The sequence below is a fragment of the Bradyrhizobium sp. CCH5-F6 genome (assembly GCF_001556045.1).
Taxonomy (GTDB): Bacteria; Pseudomonadota; Alphaproteobacteria; order Rhizobiales; family Xanthobacteraceae; genus Bradyrhizobium.
This window is the reverse complement of the sequence record NZ_LSIC01000128.1, coordinates 1-15,675: the sequence shown is the minus strand read 5'-3', so window position 1 is coordinate 15,675 and position 15,675 is coordinate 1. Positions and strand designations below refer to the sequence as shown.

The window sequence follows — 15,675 nt, the reverse complement described above, 5'->3', positions numbered from 1 at the left end:
TCACCGGTGCTGCCCAACTACAGGGCCTTGGTGACCCAGAACTCGCGGCCATCCGCCTCCGCAAGCGTGAAGAACGCCTCCCACCCGGCGCGCGTCCTCACCCGCAGGCCGAGATCGCGGAGGCCGCGCGCGGCCTCAACCTCCGAGTCGACGGCGACCTTGCCTTCGGCTCCATCCGCCTGCGTCATGAAGCGCTTCAGCGCCTTGATGTGCTTGGGCCCAAGCATGGCACCGACACCGCGCTCGACGCGGCCCAGGAGCATCGCGCAGTCGAGTTCGCTCTTGTAGAAGAGAACGTTGGCATAGATCCCGGACGGGTTGAGATCCATTGCAGCTGCCGCCCGCATCAGCTGCGCCAGCGACGGCCCGCCCTGCTTGTTGTGCGCCAGCTGCTGATGCTGGGCCAGCGCACGCTCGCGCAGAAACTTCGACTGCATCTCATGCTGCTCGTGCGGATTCGCCTTCGCGAACTCGTCGCTCTCCATCATCTTGCGGAGCTCGGCGGACATCGCGTGCTGGGCCTTCAGGAGCTCCTCGGTCTTGGCGTAGACGGCATGCGCGGCGCGCACGAGTTCGAGCTGCTCCGCCTTCACGAACGCCGGTTTTGCGCCGTTGCGCAACTGCTCCAGCACGCCGGCGTAGACCGACTTCATGGCCTGATATGCGGTCAGCCCCGGATACCATGCCGTGATGCGCCTTTGGCCAGCATCGAAGCAGTTCCTGGCCGACAAATTCCCGAGTAGCGGCTGCAGGGTTTCGAAGATCTCGCCGCGGCGGGTCTCGGTCGCCATCTTGCGGCCTTCCCGATGATCGTCGCAGGCCCGCAGCCGCTCAGTCACCATCGCCACGGTCACGTAAAGTCCGTCACGGGCGCGCTCCTCAAGCCCCGTCACGTCCTGTCCGCCGCGTGGGCGCTCGGAGGACTCGTGCAGCTTCGTCACCTCCATCAGGACGAATTCACCGGCGATGAACCTGTCCCGGTCCCGGCAGACTGGAAGGACGGCATTGAGCTCGGCCGGCTTGGTCGGGACGATCAGCAGGTCATCGCCGCACTCCTCCCGAAGCCGCTCCAGCAGGCTCTGGTTCGGCATGGGGATGCCGCGGGGATGCCGCTCGATGTTGATCAGCAGGAAGGGCCTCGGGTTGCGGCCGAGGTCTTCGAGCGCCTCGTTCAGGGTCACGAGGCGAATGCGCAGGTCGGTGTCGGACACGTTTGTTCTCCGAAGGTTATGGAAGTTGCCGATCATGGCCGGGCAGAAGGCGAGAAATTTCGGGAACGAAGATTTTGAGCTTAGCGAACTCGGATTTCTGCTCAGAGCTGGACTAGGACCTGCGGGAGCCGGCGTGCGCCGCCAGGAATTCCTCCAGTGCCCGGCGACGCTCCTTGAGCGGGTAGGTCCAAACCGCTTCATCGAGACGTGCAGGCAATCCTCGCCTCCGAGGTGACCCCAACATGCAGCTCGGGATCACATGGTGACCGTCGATGAGGAACTTGTTGGTGTCACAATAGTGGAAGCACCGATCGACATTCGCCGCGATGCAGCCCGCAAGAGCCCCGATGCGCGCAAGGTGGTCTTGCTTCCAGCGAGCGATGATCAGATCGGCGGCGGCCAGGCCGAATACCGCCTGATGGGCAGCGATGTCGGCTCGGGCACACGCCGGTCTTGTCCTCCCGCAGAAATGATGTTCTGCGAGCAGGCCGGCAGAGGCCACGAAAGACCATCGCGCGGGATCGGACTCGAGCTGCTTCGCCGACATGTCATCCGGTACAAAACCGGCGGCCGCGCGGGCGGAGCTCGCGTGAATGATGAGGTGTCCCCTAATCATTCCGTCGGCATTCGCGGCGGTATAGTGGCTGACCTCGTGAAGGATGGTTCCGTGCTGGCTGTCGAGGAGAGCATCGGCCAAATCCGGACGGCGATGCAACAGGTCGCGGTCAAGCTGCATTGTGGTCTCGCTAATCGGCATCGGCATGCACGCAGTGGATGCTGTCAGCCGGCGCGGAGCCGAGCGGCGTATGCACGTTGAAGGGAAGGCGGCCGAGCGCCAGCACCGCATTGCCCATGTCCCGCGCGTCCGTCCGCTCGCGGAATTCGAGGTGGAGGCTCTGGCCATCGCGCGAGCAGTAGAGCTGGCCGACGACGCGGCGACGGATCAGCAGGACGAGGCGCGGCTGCGTGAAGAAGCCGTCCACGACCTGAAACCCTTCCAGCCTGAGCTTGCCGCGACGCGATGCCTTCACGATCTTCGACGCCAGGGCCGGCGGATCGATGACCGTATGGAGCGGCAACTTGAAAGCGGCCGTCAGATCCGGGTTGAGCACGTCGACGGTGGCGATGTGCTGCACGGCGCTCCCGGAACTCACGCCGAGCTTCGACGCGATGTCGGCGCTGTCCACGAGAAAGCGCATAGTTGCCTTCAGATCAATCGCTGCCGATTCCATGAAGGCGGCCGCGGGGGCGAAGTCGTCATTCGAGTCGATCGTCGACATTTCTGTACTCCTTACCTGGCTAGATCTTCGTTTCCTTGTTCGCGACCGTCAGTGCCATGCGCATGACGGCGTCGGCATCGTGCGGCATGATTCCGAGCACGCGAAAATTGCCGCTGCCGTCGCGCGCGAAGTCGACCACGGCCAGCTTCAACCCCACGTAGCCCGGCGTGATCGGCGTGGCGGGGATGACGGGCGCCCTCTCGGGCTCCTTCTTCGGATCGACCAAGAACTCCCAGACACGCTGCAGATGCTCGGTGCGCTCCGACTTGCTCCGCTCCCGCAAGATGCGGCGGTACTCGCGGCAGGCCTTTTCGACACGATTGCGCTTCAGCCAGTCGGGAAACGCGGCGGGCGCCACCTTCTGGTGGACCGCAAGAGCGGCGACCTGCGCATACTTGCAGACCCGGTCGCGCAACCACGGATGCGCCGTCCGGGTGAACGCCCGAAAGACCGGGTAGCAGTCGTTCTTCGTGCTGCCGTGGACCTTGATCTGACGCTCAGCCAAGAACTGAGCCTGAGAGCCGGTCGCAGCGATCGCGCAGTAGGCGGTGTAGATCAGCGCCACGGTCTTCTCGGTCGGAACCTTCCGGCCCACCTTCTCGAACTGATCATGCAAGACCTCGTTGCAGGACTGAACCGCGCGGTCGGCTTGCGCGATCATCAGTTTTGCTGCTTGAGCAACGTTTTCTGCGTTGTCTCCGTCAGAACCGACGTCGCATGAATCGACGCCGTCGCAGGTGTGCTGGACAGATTCGGTGAAATCCATAATCATTTCTCCTGCTTGCGGCCTACTCGAGCTCTTCGTCGCGCTGCCGGCGCAGATACTCGAAGAAGTCTTCGGCCGTTTCGAACGTCATGCACTTGGCCGTCAGGAGCTTGTCGACATCGACTGCGATGCCGAAGCGGACCTTCTTTGCGATTTCCTCGACCGTTGACACCACGTCCGTCATGTGCGGACGCTCGGGGCCGACCAGGAGCCCACGGCCTGCGAAGGAGCGCCTGCCCAGCGAGAAGAAAGCCGGATTGGGCTTCAAAAGGCCCTCGTCATCGATGTAGAGCACGTCGCCGGTTTGGAGTTCGGTGCCCCATGCGATGTTGCCCCCGACGGCGGCTTGCAGCGAGGCGAGCCGGTGATCGATGGTGTAGGATTCGACGGTCCTCTTCACGGGATTGATCAAGATGGCACGCATTGAACTTGTCTCCTTTGCTGCTGCACGATCTCCTACGCTGCAGGAGTGCTGCTCGCATGAGGACCCGGTGGGCTTGACAAAGGCGTGCCTTGCGCGGGTGCGGCATTGGCTTAGGTGGGACGAAGCCACACGATCGGATCTATCGCCCGAACCCGTCGCACTTAATAAGAAAAACCTAACCTCAAAACTTGAGGCGCCGTTTAGAAACGGTCGCTTACAAGAGCGCGATCAACTCGGCGCAAGAACAGAACGACATGGGCACGAAATTACCAATCTATGGATACATTGATCCTGACGCCACTGGCCAACCTGCTCTGAAGGATCACCCGAAGCCAATTCCGTCTCGAGCGCAACAGGTCAGTGCGGTCGGCAGCATCCTGAGTTACCTCTCACGCCCCGACGTACAAGAACTTGCCTATTTTTTGATCGTGGATGGGTTTGATCCGTCGCGAGATGTCTGGTGCAGGGGAGTCGTTCGCGAAAGCGGGGGCGAAGACAGGACGGATTTGCTCCAATTGGTACAAAGAATCGAAGGGAATGGAACGATTCTCGTGCCGACGACCGACGAATTGTTGGAACACAAGAGCGACAGAGCACGGCTTGCGGTCGAGCAAATTCTTGAACAGAAGATCACGGTTCTCGCTATCTACAACCCGGAAGCGCCGTTGTCGTTTTTCACGGAAGCAAATGGGAAGGCCGACAGTCGAATATTCTCTGCGATGGCCGACAATGTGCTAAAAGTCCGGACTAGGCTCGATGCTATCTATGCAAACCACAAGTCGTGGGCTTTCTAGCCTTTGGTGACCAAATCGCGTGCGAGCACGGATGACAGAAAGTAGCCGACCGGTCACTCCGAACGATCGTGAGATCGGCGCCAAACGTTAGAATAGTGTCTGAGCTCGGTGGATGGTGAATCGGAACTTATGTCCAGAGATGTGCTAAAGGTTTTGCCGGCGCCTTGATTGGATCATTGGAGCCGCATGAAGATAAATCTACCGGCGGGGCGCGCGTAAGCGCGTCCCCTAACCGGCCCCGTTCGGCGGGACCCTAAGTGCCGAAATCTTGTGAAGCGGAGCTCCGTCCAGCGGACCGCGATAGTGCGTGCTGACGAAGATCAGCTTACGGTCTTCGGATCTGCTTCCGCAGGGCTGCATCTTGAAGTGACCAGTCACGGAGATCCGCCGGGTAAGCTCCCATCCTTCCGCTCCGCCGCCACCGATCCTGCCGAACTTGTTGGCGGGGGCCTTGAGGCGTTCGACTTGGAATAGCGTAAATCGCTTCCATCCTCGACGCGCACTCCGGTCCATCCGGTTGCGGAATGATTCGGGGCCTGCCCGCAGTTCCTCGCGATCTCGCGGCGCCGCCACCACCGAGTACGCCAGGGAAAGCGAGACGAAGCTCTCGATCTTGGCAGCGAAATCATTGGGATCCCAATTCGGGTCAGAGAATTCGCTCAGGAACGAGGCGGCCAGCTGGTCGCATTGAACCTGTGTCCCGCCCGATGTCCACTTGATCGTCCCGAGCGCGATGTCGCCGACGGGCCCAAGTTTCACAAAGATGCGCAGCCGATCCGTGTCGGACGGCGCCCATCGCTCCCCAGGCTGCAGTGCGCGGTCCTCAGCTTCGCTCGGAACCCGCATCACGATGACCGCTTTAACATGCAGCGATGGCCCAATACGGACCGCCTTGTCCGCAATGTTGATGTAAGCGGTCACGCGCTCCTTGAGCAACCGATCCGCTGTGCGCACGATCTCCGGCGACGCAGCAGCATTCTTGAAAAGATTGGCGAGATCGGCTCCGACCGCGCATGCGTAGGGGCGCGCGCCTTTCAACTCGTCAGGGCGTCGAAAGAAGGGCCACAATGCTGCGACGGATTCGTACGTGCTGTCAAAGGGGAGGTCGAACTCAGCGGCGGCAAACAAGCGATCGGCCGCCGCGGCCGTCGCCTCTCGCACGATCTGGTAATCGCTGGTGGTGTCCCTGATTCCGGGCACCCTGTTTGCAAGCTCGAGGCGCAGCTTGCGACCCATATCGTCAGTATATTCGTCTAACCAGGTGAGCATCGCTTTTGTCCGCAGTTAACTGGCGCGGACAATTTGCGAAGTTTAGCTATCCGTCACTCCGACCCGGTGGGCTTGACAGGTGCTCCAAACGATGCGTGTGGACAACGACCCGACGGGGCGACGCTAACCTGCTTAGCTCAGCCTTGGTGGTTTTCGCTTGAAGAAGTCTCATTGACCGAGAAGCACGAGGGCCTCCTCGTCCGCAGGCTCCAGTCGCCATGGCTCGAATGGTGATTTTATGCCTTCCCGGCGACACCGCGCCTCGATGGCGCCGATGCAGGTCAGAACCAGGTCGTATGCCGCACGAAACTCGTAGCCCTGACCTAACGGGAGATACCGATACCAATTCAGGAAAACACGCAAGGTGGCCGCGCATTCGGTCGTCGTATGATCGATATACTGATTGACATCTGTGAAGATGGCTGTGGATCGCAAAACTTCCTGCGATAACTTAAGCCGATTGAGTGGTCGTTCAACTCGGCGGGATAACTCTCTAAGACAAGCTCTTATCTGAAAATCAATGGGATCAAACTTCGGGGGGCAATCATCAAGTATCCGGATATCGTAGATCGGATGGCGAGCTGTGGGTCGTCCGATGCCATCAGTTCGTCCTGCAATCGCGGCAGCATTTATGTCGGATATGGTGAGTCCGGTCTCGTCGGCTGACGAAATTGGATTGAGGGGGAGAGCTGCGCCAAACGCTACACCAGAGTTCGAGATCTCTCCAAATAGGTGAGAAGGCGCGCCTTGGAGATCGCGAGACGTAATCCAGATTGGTTCTCCTCCGCGGACGAACAAATGCTCGCCATCGACCACAATTAGATTTTTTGCTGCACCGGCAGCCATCGTTTGCATTCTCTGCTCTGTGGATCCGACAACGCGCCCGACGAATAGAGGGTCAAATTCCTCAATGACCTCGCCTTCCCAAGGTACATCAAGACTGAGTGCTTGAAGAGCTGCGGGAACGCCGGCCTCCAAAGCATTAAAAAGGAATTGCTTGTTCCAGAATGGAGGTCGGAACACGACCGGCCACCACAGCTCGTCATCGAGGCGATATATCTCGGTGCACAAGCGAGCCGTTGCGCCCTGTCGTTCGATTCTGAATGCTGGCTTCATGATCGTTTTCGACACCGATCGAATCGAGACTTTTTCGATCGCGGAATACCAGCGTGTCCGCACTTTACGGTACCCCCTGGGGATATAGCTGAGCTGATAAGCGAAGAAGATGTTCGCCGAGAAGACACCGGTAGGGTTCATCGAGAATACTCCGCGTGGCGGGCGAAGCCGCTTCGCCGCACCAGATGCTAACGCATGGGCTTAGTAGTTCGCTTGCTCGCTCATCGTCTAGACTACGCGAATAAATGAATTCTTCTCCTTTCACCGACTGCGGCCGTATCGCGATGATTAGCGGCATTCGTTTCTCTTGCCAGTTATTTTGGTTGATTGATCCCTAACGTGCTGTTTGCGCTGGTCGAGCCCGAAGTGCAATTGGAGACCGTTGCTATCGTTGCTCGATCGTGCGGGTGGAAGGAACGCACGAACGGCGCGGTATCCAACCTCAGTGTTGCTCGACTGCAATCGGCTAAATTTGATGTATCCTCTTCAGGTGATCGGAGGCTTCGTCAGGTAGGAAGTTGCGTAGCAATTTGAGGGAAACAGAATGACAACTTGGTTGGACCGTTTCGTATTGGATGCTGGCCGCGAAGTGACGGCCGCTCTCCGCGCCAGCGGTAAGGGCAACTCATCTCAAGCCAAGAACCCATTGGTTGCCATGATGGCGACAGCACACCAAGCTGCTGTGATACGCGCGCAGTCTCCCGGCGGCGTCGATATCAATACAGAGTTCGATGCAACGATCGCGCGTTGGTTCCTTGACCAGGGCGGGCATTGCGATCGTCACGTCACGGCATTCCAATTCGGAAGAGAGGTTCTCGACAGCCTTCTCAAGCTTCAAATTACGAGAGAAATGGCCGAGAAGGCCGAGATATTTAGTGCCGGTTACCTAGCCGTTTATCTAGATTTTGTCGACCAGGCATTGATGGTTGGGAAAACTCTCGAAGTGTCCGCCATCGCGCTCTTGACTCAGACGAGCCCCGACGGACAGCTCGGGGCACCGCGTGTTTTCGCGGTCGTGTCGCCGCCTGGTGAATTCTCCCGTCGAATTCTGACCTGGATGTGGGGTTCACCAGACGAGGTTCTTGCAACCGATACGTTGCCGCCGCTTGGAGGTCCGCCGAATCAAAAGCCGGTAAGCGCGGATCTATTGCGAGCGGCCGGCACGACATCCGTTGAGCTCGCTCGGACACTTCAGCGAATCGCTGTTGTCGCCTCCTGGCATGCGGCTTGCGAGCATGACCGCGGCTTCGCAAACCATCTACGAAAAGTCGATATCAGAATGGCGGAGGATCTCCAAGACGCTGACGAGTTTCTTTCCCCGGGCTCGACGTTCTTTAATGTGTCGCGGCTATCTCCTGTCCCCCAGCCAACCCGGGCGGCTAAGACGGGCCCTGCACACAAATTACGGACTTATCCCGCAATTCTCATCGACCCATATCACCGGAATGTAAGAGCAATCGAAGTGACTAGTAGTCTGGAGTCGCTGCAAGGTGCGATCGGCGGCTGCATTCAATTGGCGGCCGAATTTTCAGGCGGAGATGTTTTGTATGTCGACGAGGAAGGATTGTTCACACATCGACTATTCTTCGAGATCGACGGCCAGAGCTTTCCGGGGCGTGGATTGATCGTTGGCTCACAAGGAGATGAATATGAGACAGCCCCGGTGAACTGCTGCATCGAGGACGTCATACGACGCGTCAAGTTCAGCGAGCCGGACCGTAGAGTGGGAACCAATCGCGTTCTGGTCGTTCCGGCGTGATTGAGAGGCTGATGGCGATGGCACGACGCAGTTGCGATAGCGAGCGCCAGTGCTTTCCACGTAGCCGCCTGCGACCACTTCTGCAGTTGCCTCCACGCTCCGCTTGAGGGCCGCGTCAAGCGGCGCTCTTGCTGCTGTTTTCGTTAAGTTGTGCCGTGAGTGCCTCCACCTTCGTTCGGCACCAATTCCCATGGCATGGGATTCGCAACTGCCAGGTTCCATTGGGCGCGTCCGAAAACTCCGGGCGCCATCACAGAGTTAGAGTTTGGCGGGAAGTTCTGTGACGGGTTAAGAGCCAAGAGGAGAGTCCCGCGGCGCCCGTCATGGAGATTCCCATGACCCAAGTGACTGCTTTAGCCGGCTATAGGGTGGATGTGAGCCGCGGTGAACGCGTCGGCCGTGTCGCCTCGGAGTGGTTTTCCCGGCCGGCGGACGACCGGTATTTGTCGCTCTCCGAGCTTCACGCTGCCGTTCGGGGTCGGGCCGAGCGAAGCCGGACCCGGACGGTGGAGAGCGCGGCGATCCGGGTGGATGCCGATCGCGATAACGCGGAGCGGCTGACGCTTATGCTGCCAGGCGAGGCCGCACCTCTCGCGCCGACGCATTGGAGCTTTGGTCAGCTGACAACAATGGTGGGGACGCCATCTGCGTATCTGCGGCAGCTTCCAGCGCCGCTCGCGGCCATCAACTTGCAGTACGGACTAACCGCGAATCGAGCAGAGCTGATCAAGACGCTCGAAGTCGAAGACGGCCGCGTTGAACTGCGGGCGGTCACTAGCCCAGATTACGGCCGCATCTTCGACCATGAGCTGGTCGCCGCCGTGCAACGAATCGCCGGCAATGGCACTGGCGATACGCGCTGGAAAGTGCCCGGCGTACTCGACTGGTCGACTGGCATCTACAATCCGAAAGTCGATGTTACGAAGACCACGACCACGCTGTACGCCTCGGACCGCGACATCTTCCTGTTTCTGGTCGACGACCTCAATCCGATTGAAGCGGGCAGACTGCCGGACGGCTCACCCGACTTGTACTTCCGCGGTTTCTACTGTTGGAATTCCGAGGTGGGTGCCAAGGCCCTCGGCATCGCGAGCTTCTATCTTCGCGCCGTCTGCCAGAATCGGAATCTGTGGGGGGTCGAGGATTTCCAGGAGATCACGATCCGCCACTCTAAATTCGCGGCCTCCCGGTTCGCCCATGAGGCCGCACCGGCACTCACGCGCTTTGCCAATTCGTCGCCGCAGTCGTTCGTCCACGGCATCCGGGTGGCGCGGGAGCGCATCGTCACTCGCACCGACGACGAGCGCACCGAATTCCTGCGCAAGCGAGGGTTCGGCAAATCAGAGACCGCAAAGATCATCGAGACGGTGCTCGCCGAGGAGGGCCGCAAGCCCGAGAGCGTCTTCGACTTTGTGCAAGGCATTACCGCTGTTGCGCGGGACAAGCCGCATCAGGACGCCCGGCTCGATCTGGAGGCGCGGGCGAAAAAGTTGCTGGATCGCGCCAACTGATGGGATCTGCCGCCCCGGGGGTCTGCGAGGAGCGAGTTTCAACCCGGTCTTCAAGTTTCAGCGCCGCCCTTCAGAGGAAGAGGGCGGCGCTTCGCTTCGTGACGGGCGAGAAGGTCGAGAGAGGTTCTCGACCGCCCGTCGCGGAGAAACGTCAATGGCAAAATCCGTTCGCAAGCTCACCCTCAGTCAGTCGCGTGATATCCCCTTCAGCCAGTTGGTGCTGAGCCAGTCCAATGTCCGCCGCATCAAGGCGGGCCTCTCGATCGAGGAGCTCGCCCAGGACATCGCGCGGCGCACGCTGCTCCAGAGCCTCACCGTCCGCCCGGTTCTCGACGAGGACGGTTCGGAAACCGGCATGTTCGAGGTCCCGGCCGGCGGGCGGCGCTATCGCGCGCTCGAGCTTCTGGTCAAGCAGAAGCGGCTTGCACGCACGGCCCCGGTTCCCTGCGTCATCCGGACCGATGGGCTCGCCGAGGAGGATTCGCTTGCCGAGAATGTCCAGAGGGTACCACTCCACGCCCTCGACCAGTACCGCGCATTCCGCGACCTGGTCGAAAAGGGAATGAGCGAGGAGGAGATCGCTGCCGCGTTTTTTGTGAGTGTGGCGGTGGTGAAGCAGCGACTCAGGCTCGCTGCCGTCTCGCCAAGGCTGCTCGACGTCTATGCCGAAGACGGCATCACACTCGACCAATTGATGGCGTTTGCGGTCAATCCAGACCACGCGCGCCAGGAGCAGGTGTGGGAGGCCGTTCAGCGGTCCCACAACAAGGAGCCCTATCACATCCGGCGGCTTCTCACCGAGGGCGCCGTGCGCGCCTCCGACAAGCGCGCGCAATTCGTCGGGATAGAGGCATACGAGAGCGCTGGCGGCGACATCATGCGCGACCTGTTCCAGCAGGATGATGGCGGCTGGCTGCAAGATCCAGTGCTGCTGGAGCGGCTGGTCGCCGAGAAACTGGAGCGCGCGGCGGACAACGTCCGCTCCGAGGGCTGGAAATGGATCGAGGTTGCGATCGACTTTCCCTATGGCCACACCTACGGTCTGCGTCGCATCTCCGGCGAGTCCGTTGCGATGACCGGCGAGGAGGTCGCCGCGGCCGAAGCCCTGCGCGCCGAATACGAGCGTCTGGAGCAGGAGCATTCCGATCTCGACGTCCTTCCCGAAGCGATCGATCAGCGGCTTGGCGAGATCGAGACCGCGCTTGCCGAGCTCGATGAGCGGCCAGTCCAGTACGATCCCGACGAGATCGCGCGCGCGGGTGCCTTCGTCAGCATCGACGCCTCGGGTGTCTTGCGTGTCGACCGCGGCTATGTCCGCCCTGAGGACGAACCGGCAATTCCGGAGCCCGAGGGGGAAGTTGATTCGAATTCGGAGGAATCCCGGTCCGTAGCGTTCGCTCCGGCAGATGGCGACGGCACGCAGGCGGCTACCTCAGCCGCCGAGGTCGAGGCTGAACAAGAGGACGGCATCAAGCCGATCCCTGATCGCTTGCTGACCGAGCTCACGGCGTATCGCACGCTCGCCATGCGCGATGCGCTGGCTCAGGACCCAGACATTGCGTTCCTGGCAGCACTGCACGCGCTCTGCCTCAAGCTCTTCTACCGCTACACGCCCGAGTCCTGCATCGACATTGACGCGAAGAGCGTCGTGTTCGGTAGCCATGCGCCCGGCCTTGGCGATACTGCAATCGCCAAGTCTGTGGACGAGCGGCACCGGCGCTGGTCCGAGCAGTTGCCGCGTGAGTCGGCCGAGCTCTGGAACACGCTGTCCGCTTTCGATCGGGACAGCCGTGATGCCCTGTTTGCGCATTGCATCGCGCTCAGCGTCAATGCGGTTTATGAGCCCTGGAACCGGCGACCGCGTGCGCTGGCTCACGCCGACCGGCTCGCCCAGGCGATCGGGCTCGATGTCGCTGCCGCTGGATGGTCGCCGACCGTCGACAACTACCTCGGCCGGGTGACCAAGGCCCGAATCCTGCAAGCGGTACGCGAAACCAAGGGCGAGACAGCCGCTCAGCTCATCGAGCATCTGAAGAAAGGCGAGATGGCGGAGCGGGCCCAAGAACTCCTCGCCGGCACGGGTTGGCTGCCGGAGCCGTTGCGTACGCCCGGCCAGGCGATCAGCGCCACATCATCGGCCGCAGAATCTGCTCCAGTCTCGCGGTCTGCTTCAAACGTCGAGGACGCGCCGCCGGCCGATAGCGAAATGGCTATGCCCGATGCAGAGCATCCGGCCGACCATGACGCAGTTCACGCAGAAGAGCCGCTTGTCGCAGCCGAGTAGGCGGACAGCCGCGTCAGTCTCGAAGGCCCGCCATCACTGGCGGGCCTTTTTGCGTCGGAATTGATCATGTCAGCCCAAGCATCGGATCTTGCCCGCCGGCTTGCCGAGCGGGCCGAACTCGTCTGCCGGCACTATCTATCCAATGGGCGGCGCGTCGGCCGCTATTGGATAGTCGGCGACGTCCACAACGCGCGCGGTCGGTCCATGTTTGTCCGGCTGCGCCCAGGTCATGGGGGTAAGGGAATGGCCGGCAAGTGGACGGATGCTGCGACCGGCGAGCACGGGGATCTGCTCGATATCATCCAGGAAAGCTACGGCATCGTTGAATTCCGCGACGTCCTCGCCGAGGCGCGGCGCTTTCTCAGCCTGCCACGCGACCGTGTGGCCGAATCAAAATCGCCGCTTCCACCCGCACCCCGCGGTTCACTGGAGTCGGCGCGGCGGCTGTTTGCCATGTCAAAACCTATCCAGGGCACGATCGCCGAAACATATCTCCGAAGGCGCGGCATTTCGGCCTTGCATGACACTGCAAGCCTTCGGCTTCATCCGCGCTGCTACTACAGGCCCGATGACGACCTCCCCACCGAGACCTGGCCGGCCCTGATCGCCGCTGTCACCACACATGACGGTGTCATCACCGGCGTCCATCGCACCTGGCTGGATCTTACCGGTCAGAGCAAGGCACCGGTCGACACGCCACGCCGGGCGATGGGCCTTCTGCTCGGCAACGCTGTCCGATTTGGAATGGCCCATGACGTCCTCGCTGCGGGAGAGGGCATCGAGACCATGCTCTCCTTGCGCTGCGCACTGCCGACCCTGCCGATGGCATCAGCGCTATCGGCCAACCATCTCGCCGCCATGTTGCTGCCGCCGAGCCTGCGCCGGCTCTACATCGCGCGTGATGCCGATGCGGCCGGACAGGCGGTCGCAACCGCTTTGGCACAGCGGGCAGAAGCCGTCGGAATCGAGGCGATCCGACTGTCGCCCCGGCTTACAGATTTCAACGAGGATCTGCGCACCTTCGGCATCAATGAGCTCCGAGCCGCTTTGCGCATTCAGCTCGCGCCAGGGGACGTCGCCCGCTTCTTGCCGTTGGCGGTCGCGAGTACGGCATAAGCGCTGGCGCTCACAATCGAAGTCGACAGCCCGATCAAGACGAGGTCTTCGTTGGAGAGAGCCGCGCCCGGCCTTCTAGAGGGCGATCGGACGGCAAGCCGGCCCGACCGGCAATGGCAGGGGCGCGGCTATTTTCCGCCGGCGGTGGTCACGGCACGATCAAGCGCGATGAGTCCGTCCGCCTTTGCATCGCGAAGCAAAATAGCCGCGCCCCTGCCATCCTCCGCTGTCGCTCCGGCCCTCCGCGTTGCTTCGGGTTCTGGTCCGTCCCGCTTGCCGTCTGAGTGATCGCCACGAAGGCCGCGATGGGCGCGGCCAATCCACCGAGGACATCGTCCCATGACGGATCATGACGACACCGAATTCGAACCGCAGCACGGCTCATCCCCGCTTCACCACGTCCTGACCGAACTGCAACTCTACGGCTACCGGCCGTTCAGCGACGAACCCGACCCGCGGCCGCTTCCCGACGGCAAGACGATCGCCTCGGCGGTTGCCGACATCTTCGATGCCTTCGTGGCAACACTGAGTGACAGCCGTATGGAGCCGGACCTCGAAGACCTGCTTTGGTCGACGGTTAATCTGTTCCATCGCGCCACGGGCCGCACCGAGCGTCAGCTCGACGCCAACGAGCAGGCTCAACGCCAGAGTCAACATGACCAGGACGGCTCCGAGGTACGCTCGGTCGAACTCGAGCGGCTCATCACGGAAGGACTTTCGTTGATCGAACGCCGCAATTGCATGGAGCTGTTTCGCGAGCAGGCCATTGCTCAGTACGAAACCCATACCGGCTCACTCTGGCGTCCCCGATCGGGATCGCTGATCGGCCATCGCACCGTCACCGCAGCAGTGATCGACTCCAGAGATTATCTCGCTGCCAAGCGTCGTGCCGAGACGGAGGTGCTTGTTCCGGTCGGGCCCAAGGTCGCACTGACCGGAGGCCTCGATTTCGATGACCACCACCTCGTCTGGGATCGTCTCGACCAGGTTCACGCCAAGCATACCGACATGGTCCTGTTGCACGGCGGTTCACCGAAAGGCGCCGAACTGATCGCCGCCAAATGGGCGACAAACCGCAGGGTACCGCAAGTCGCATTCAAGCCGGATTGGTCGAAGCACGCCAAGGCCGCGCCGTTCAAGCGCAACGATCTCATGCTGACGATGATGCCAATCGGCGTCATCGTGTTCCCGGGAACAGGAATTCAGGACAATCTCGCCGACAAGGCACGGCGGATGGGAATCCCGGTCTGGAAATTTGGCGACGGCGGCGCATAGCGCCGCGATCACGCCTAGCGCCTCGCGCCGTGCGTGCACCGCAACGACGCTCGGAGAAATCACGGCGATCGCCAACTGTGCCGATTATCGCCGTCACACGCGACGTCCATCCTTTCCACGCCGCTTATATTGACGTCGCTCTGCGATCGTTCATTGCTGTCTTCAGAAAGTGCGCCCCTTGGAACCAGAACGGGCTTGAACGAGTCTCCGATTGCGCTCGCGGCCGCAACCAGAGCAGCGTGCAACCTTCATCCGCGCATCGACTGTTGCTTCCAACGTTGCGGCCGGTGATGTCCGGTCTTTCCGATCGGCGCGCCTTCCTCACAGCACTTCGCTACTATCATTGCCCAATCCTCGGCACACTATGTACTAGATCGGAGCCTACTTGCAGGTGCGCTTATGTTCGGCATCGAATCGCCGTTCCTGCACGTGCCCTCTCTTCTCCCACCTGAAAACAAACCGACTTCTTGTGTCGTACGACCGATGGCGGTCCACGTCTCCTCTCAATGTTGTTCAGCACGCGAGCACCTCGCCTCTTTGATGGCTTGATCTGGCCGAAGACCGGCTGCGCCTCGATCGTCTGAGCCGCAACGCCAGTCCTGCGACTTTCTTCCCCTGGGCTAAGCCCATTCCTCGCGAGACAAGAAAGTCTCAGCCCTGGCGTCCTCCGCGATGCTTCAGCCCGCAAGCGGGTGCGTCGCCGATCGCCATTCGGCCTGGTCATCGCCATCGAGGCCGCGGTGGTCGCGGTCCGAAACAACGCAAGGAGACTTGATATGGCTACCATCGGTTCGTTCAAGAAGGTCGGCGACGATTTAGGTTACGCGCGAGAAGGTGTCCTTTAGCGCGCTGACTGTTGCGAGTTTTGCA

At 61.1% G+C, this 15,675-nt stretch carries 13 protein-coding genes; 6 read left to right on the top strand and 7 right to left on the bottom strand.

The window, feature by feature from the left end; all coding sequences use genetic code 11:
* Nucleotides 1–17: 17 nt before the first annotated feature.
* The 5 genes from AX729_RS23965 to AX729_RS23945 form a co-directional block, all read right to left on the bottom strand.
* Nucleotides 18–1,211 (bottom strand): hypothetical protein, encoded by a 1,194-nt coding sequence (locus AX729_RS23965; RefSeq protein WP_245325359.1) that lies wholly within the window; start codon nt 1,209–1,211, stop codon nt 18–20.
* A gap of 112 nt (nt 1,212–1,323) precedes the next feature.
* The gene (locus AX729_RS23960) at nt 1,324–1,947 is read right to left on the bottom strand and encodes a hypothetical protein (protein ID WP_156457177.1); all 624 of its coding nucleotides are present in this window, start codon (nt 1,945–1,947) and stop codon (nt 1,324–1,326) included.
* A 10-nt stretch (nt 1,948–1,957) separates the two neighbouring features.
* Nucleotides 1,958–2,491 carry a hypothetical protein gene (locus tag AX729_RS23955; protein ID WP_061026755.1) on the bottom strand — a complete coding sequence of 178 codons (534 nt, stop codon included), beginning with the start codon at nt 2,489–2,491 and terminating at the stop codon, nt 1,958–1,960.
* Between the two features lie 19 nt (nt 2,492–2,510).
* Complete coding sequence (locus AX729_RS23950) at nt 2,511–3,257, bottom strand: hypothetical protein (RefSeq protein ID WP_061026754.1); 747 nt, start codon at nt 3,255–3,257, stop codon at nt 2,511–2,513.
* 22 nt (nt 3,258–3,279) lie between these two features.
* Nucleotides 3,280–3,681, bottom strand: coding sequence for a DUF3846 domain-containing protein (locus AX729_RS23945; RefSeq protein ID WP_061026753.1), 402 nt, complete (start codon nt 3,679–3,681; stop codon nt 3,280–3,282).
* A gap of 254 nt (nt 3,682–3,935) precedes the next feature.
* Between AX729_RS23945 and AX729_RS23940 the strand changes: the two genes are divergently transcribed.
* A complete protein-coding gene (locus AX729_RS23940) occupies nt 3,936–4,475 on the top strand; it encodes a hypothetical protein (RefSeq protein WP_061026752.1) in 540 nt (179 codons plus the stop codon).
* A 228-nt stretch (nt 4,476–4,703) separates the two neighbouring features.
* Here AX729_RS23940 and AX729_RS23935 read toward each other — a convergent pair whose 3' ends face one another.
* A complete protein-coding gene (locus AX729_RS23935; protein WP_061026751.1) occupies nt 4,704–5,744 on the bottom strand; it encodes a hypothetical protein in 1,041 nt (346 codons plus the stop codon).
* Nucleotides 5,745–5,912: 168 nt separating this feature from the next.
* Nucleotides 5,913–7,001 carry a DUF8359 domain-containing protein gene (locus tag AX729_RS23930; protein WP_061026750.1) on the bottom strand — a complete coding sequence of 363 codons (1,089 nt, stop codon included), beginning with the start codon at nt 6,999–7,001 and terminating at the stop codon, nt 5,913–5,915.
* Between the two features lie 403 nt (nt 7,002–7,404).
* On the opposite strand from AX729_RS23930, the gene AX729_RS23925 reads away from it, so the two are divergent.
* The 5 genes from AX729_RS23925 (at nt 7,405) to AX729_RS23905 (ending at nt 14,805) form a co-directional block, all read left to right on the top strand.
* On the top strand, nt 7,405–8,619 hold the full coding sequence (locus AX729_RS23925) for a DUF3846 domain-containing protein (RefSeq protein ID WP_061026749.1): 1,215 nt from the start codon (nt 7,405–7,407) through the stop codon (nt 8,617–8,619).
* Between the two features lie 335 nt (nt 8,620–8,954).
* Nucleotides 8,955–10,130 carry a DUF932 domain-containing protein gene (locus AX729_RS23920; RefSeq protein WP_156457176.1) on the top strand — a complete coding sequence of 392 codons (1,176 nt, stop codon included), beginning with the start codon at nt 8,955–8,957 and terminating at the stop codon, nt 10,128–10,130.
* Nucleotides 10,131–10,284: 154 nt separating this feature from the next.
* A complete protein-coding gene (locus AX729_RS23915) occupies nt 10,285–12,414 on the top strand; it encodes a ParB/RepB/Spo0J family partition protein (protein ID WP_061026747.1) in 2,130 nt (709 codons plus the stop codon).
* Between the two features lie 66 nt (nt 12,415–12,480).
* Nucleotides 12,481–13,530 (top strand): DUF7146 domain-containing protein, encoded by a 1,050-nt coding sequence (locus AX729_RS23910; RefSeq protein ID WP_061026746.1) that lies wholly within the window; start codon nt 12,481–12,483, stop codon nt 13,528–13,530.
* 339 nt (nt 13,531–13,869) lie between these two features.
* A complete protein-coding gene (locus AX729_RS23905; protein ID WP_061026745.1) occupies nt 13,870–14,805 on the top strand; it encodes a DUF2493 domain-containing protein in 936 nt (311 codons plus the stop codon).
* The last annotated feature ends 870 nt before the right edge of the window (nt 14,806–15,675 follow it).

What these genes read in the sequence shown, in the direction of transcription:
- AX729_RS23960 (WP_156457177.1), bottom strand. Translation starts at nt 1,947, where the DNA reads ATGCAGCTTGACCGCGACCTGTTGCATCGCCGTCCGGATTTGGCCGAT.
- AX729_RS23955 (WP_061026755.1), bottom strand. Translation starts at nt 2,491, where the DNA reads ATGTCGACGATCGACTCGAATGACGACTTCGCCCCCGCGGCCGCCTTC.
- AX729_RS23950 (WP_061026754.1), bottom strand. Translation starts at nt 3,257, where the DNA reads ATGGATTTCACCGAATCTGTCCAGCACACCTGCGACGGCGTCGATTCA.
- AX729_RS23945 (WP_061026753.1), bottom strand. Translation starts at nt 3,681, where the DNA reads ATGCGTGCCATCTTGATCAATCCCGTGAAGAGGACCGTCGAATCCTAC.
- AX729_RS23940 (WP_061026752.1), top strand. Translation starts at nt 3,936, where the DNA reads ATGGGCACGAAATTACCAATCTATGGATACATTGATCCTGACGCCACT.
- AX729_RS23935 (WP_061026751.1), bottom strand. Translation starts at nt 5,744, where the DNA reads ATGCTCACCTGGTTAGACGAATATACTGACGATATGGGTCGCAAGCTG.
- AX729_RS23930 (WP_061026750.1), bottom strand. Translation starts at nt 7,001, where the DNA reads ATGAACCCTACCGGTGTCTTCTCGGCGAACATCTTCTTCGCTTATCAG.
- AX729_RS23925 (WP_061026749.1), top strand. Translation starts at nt 7,405, where the DNA reads ATGACAACTTGGTTGGACCGTTTCGTATTGGATGCTGGCCGCGAAGTG.
- AX729_RS23920 (WP_156457176.1), top strand. Translation starts at nt 8,955, where the DNA reads ATGACCCAAGTGACTGCTTTAGCCGGCTATAGGGTGGATGTGAGCCGC.
- AX729_RS23915 (WP_061026747.1), top strand. Translation starts at nt 10,285, where the DNA reads ATGGCAAAATCCGTTCGCAAGCTCACCCTCAGTCAGTCGCGTGATATC.
- AX729_RS23910 (WP_061026746.1), top strand. Translation starts at nt 12,481, where the DNA reads ATGTCAGCCCAAGCATCGGATCTTGCCCGCCGGCTTGCCGAGCGGGCC.
- AX729_RS23905 (WP_061026745.1), top strand. Translation starts at nt 13,870, where the DNA reads ATGACGGATCATGACGACACCGAATTCGAACCGCAGCACGGCTCATCC.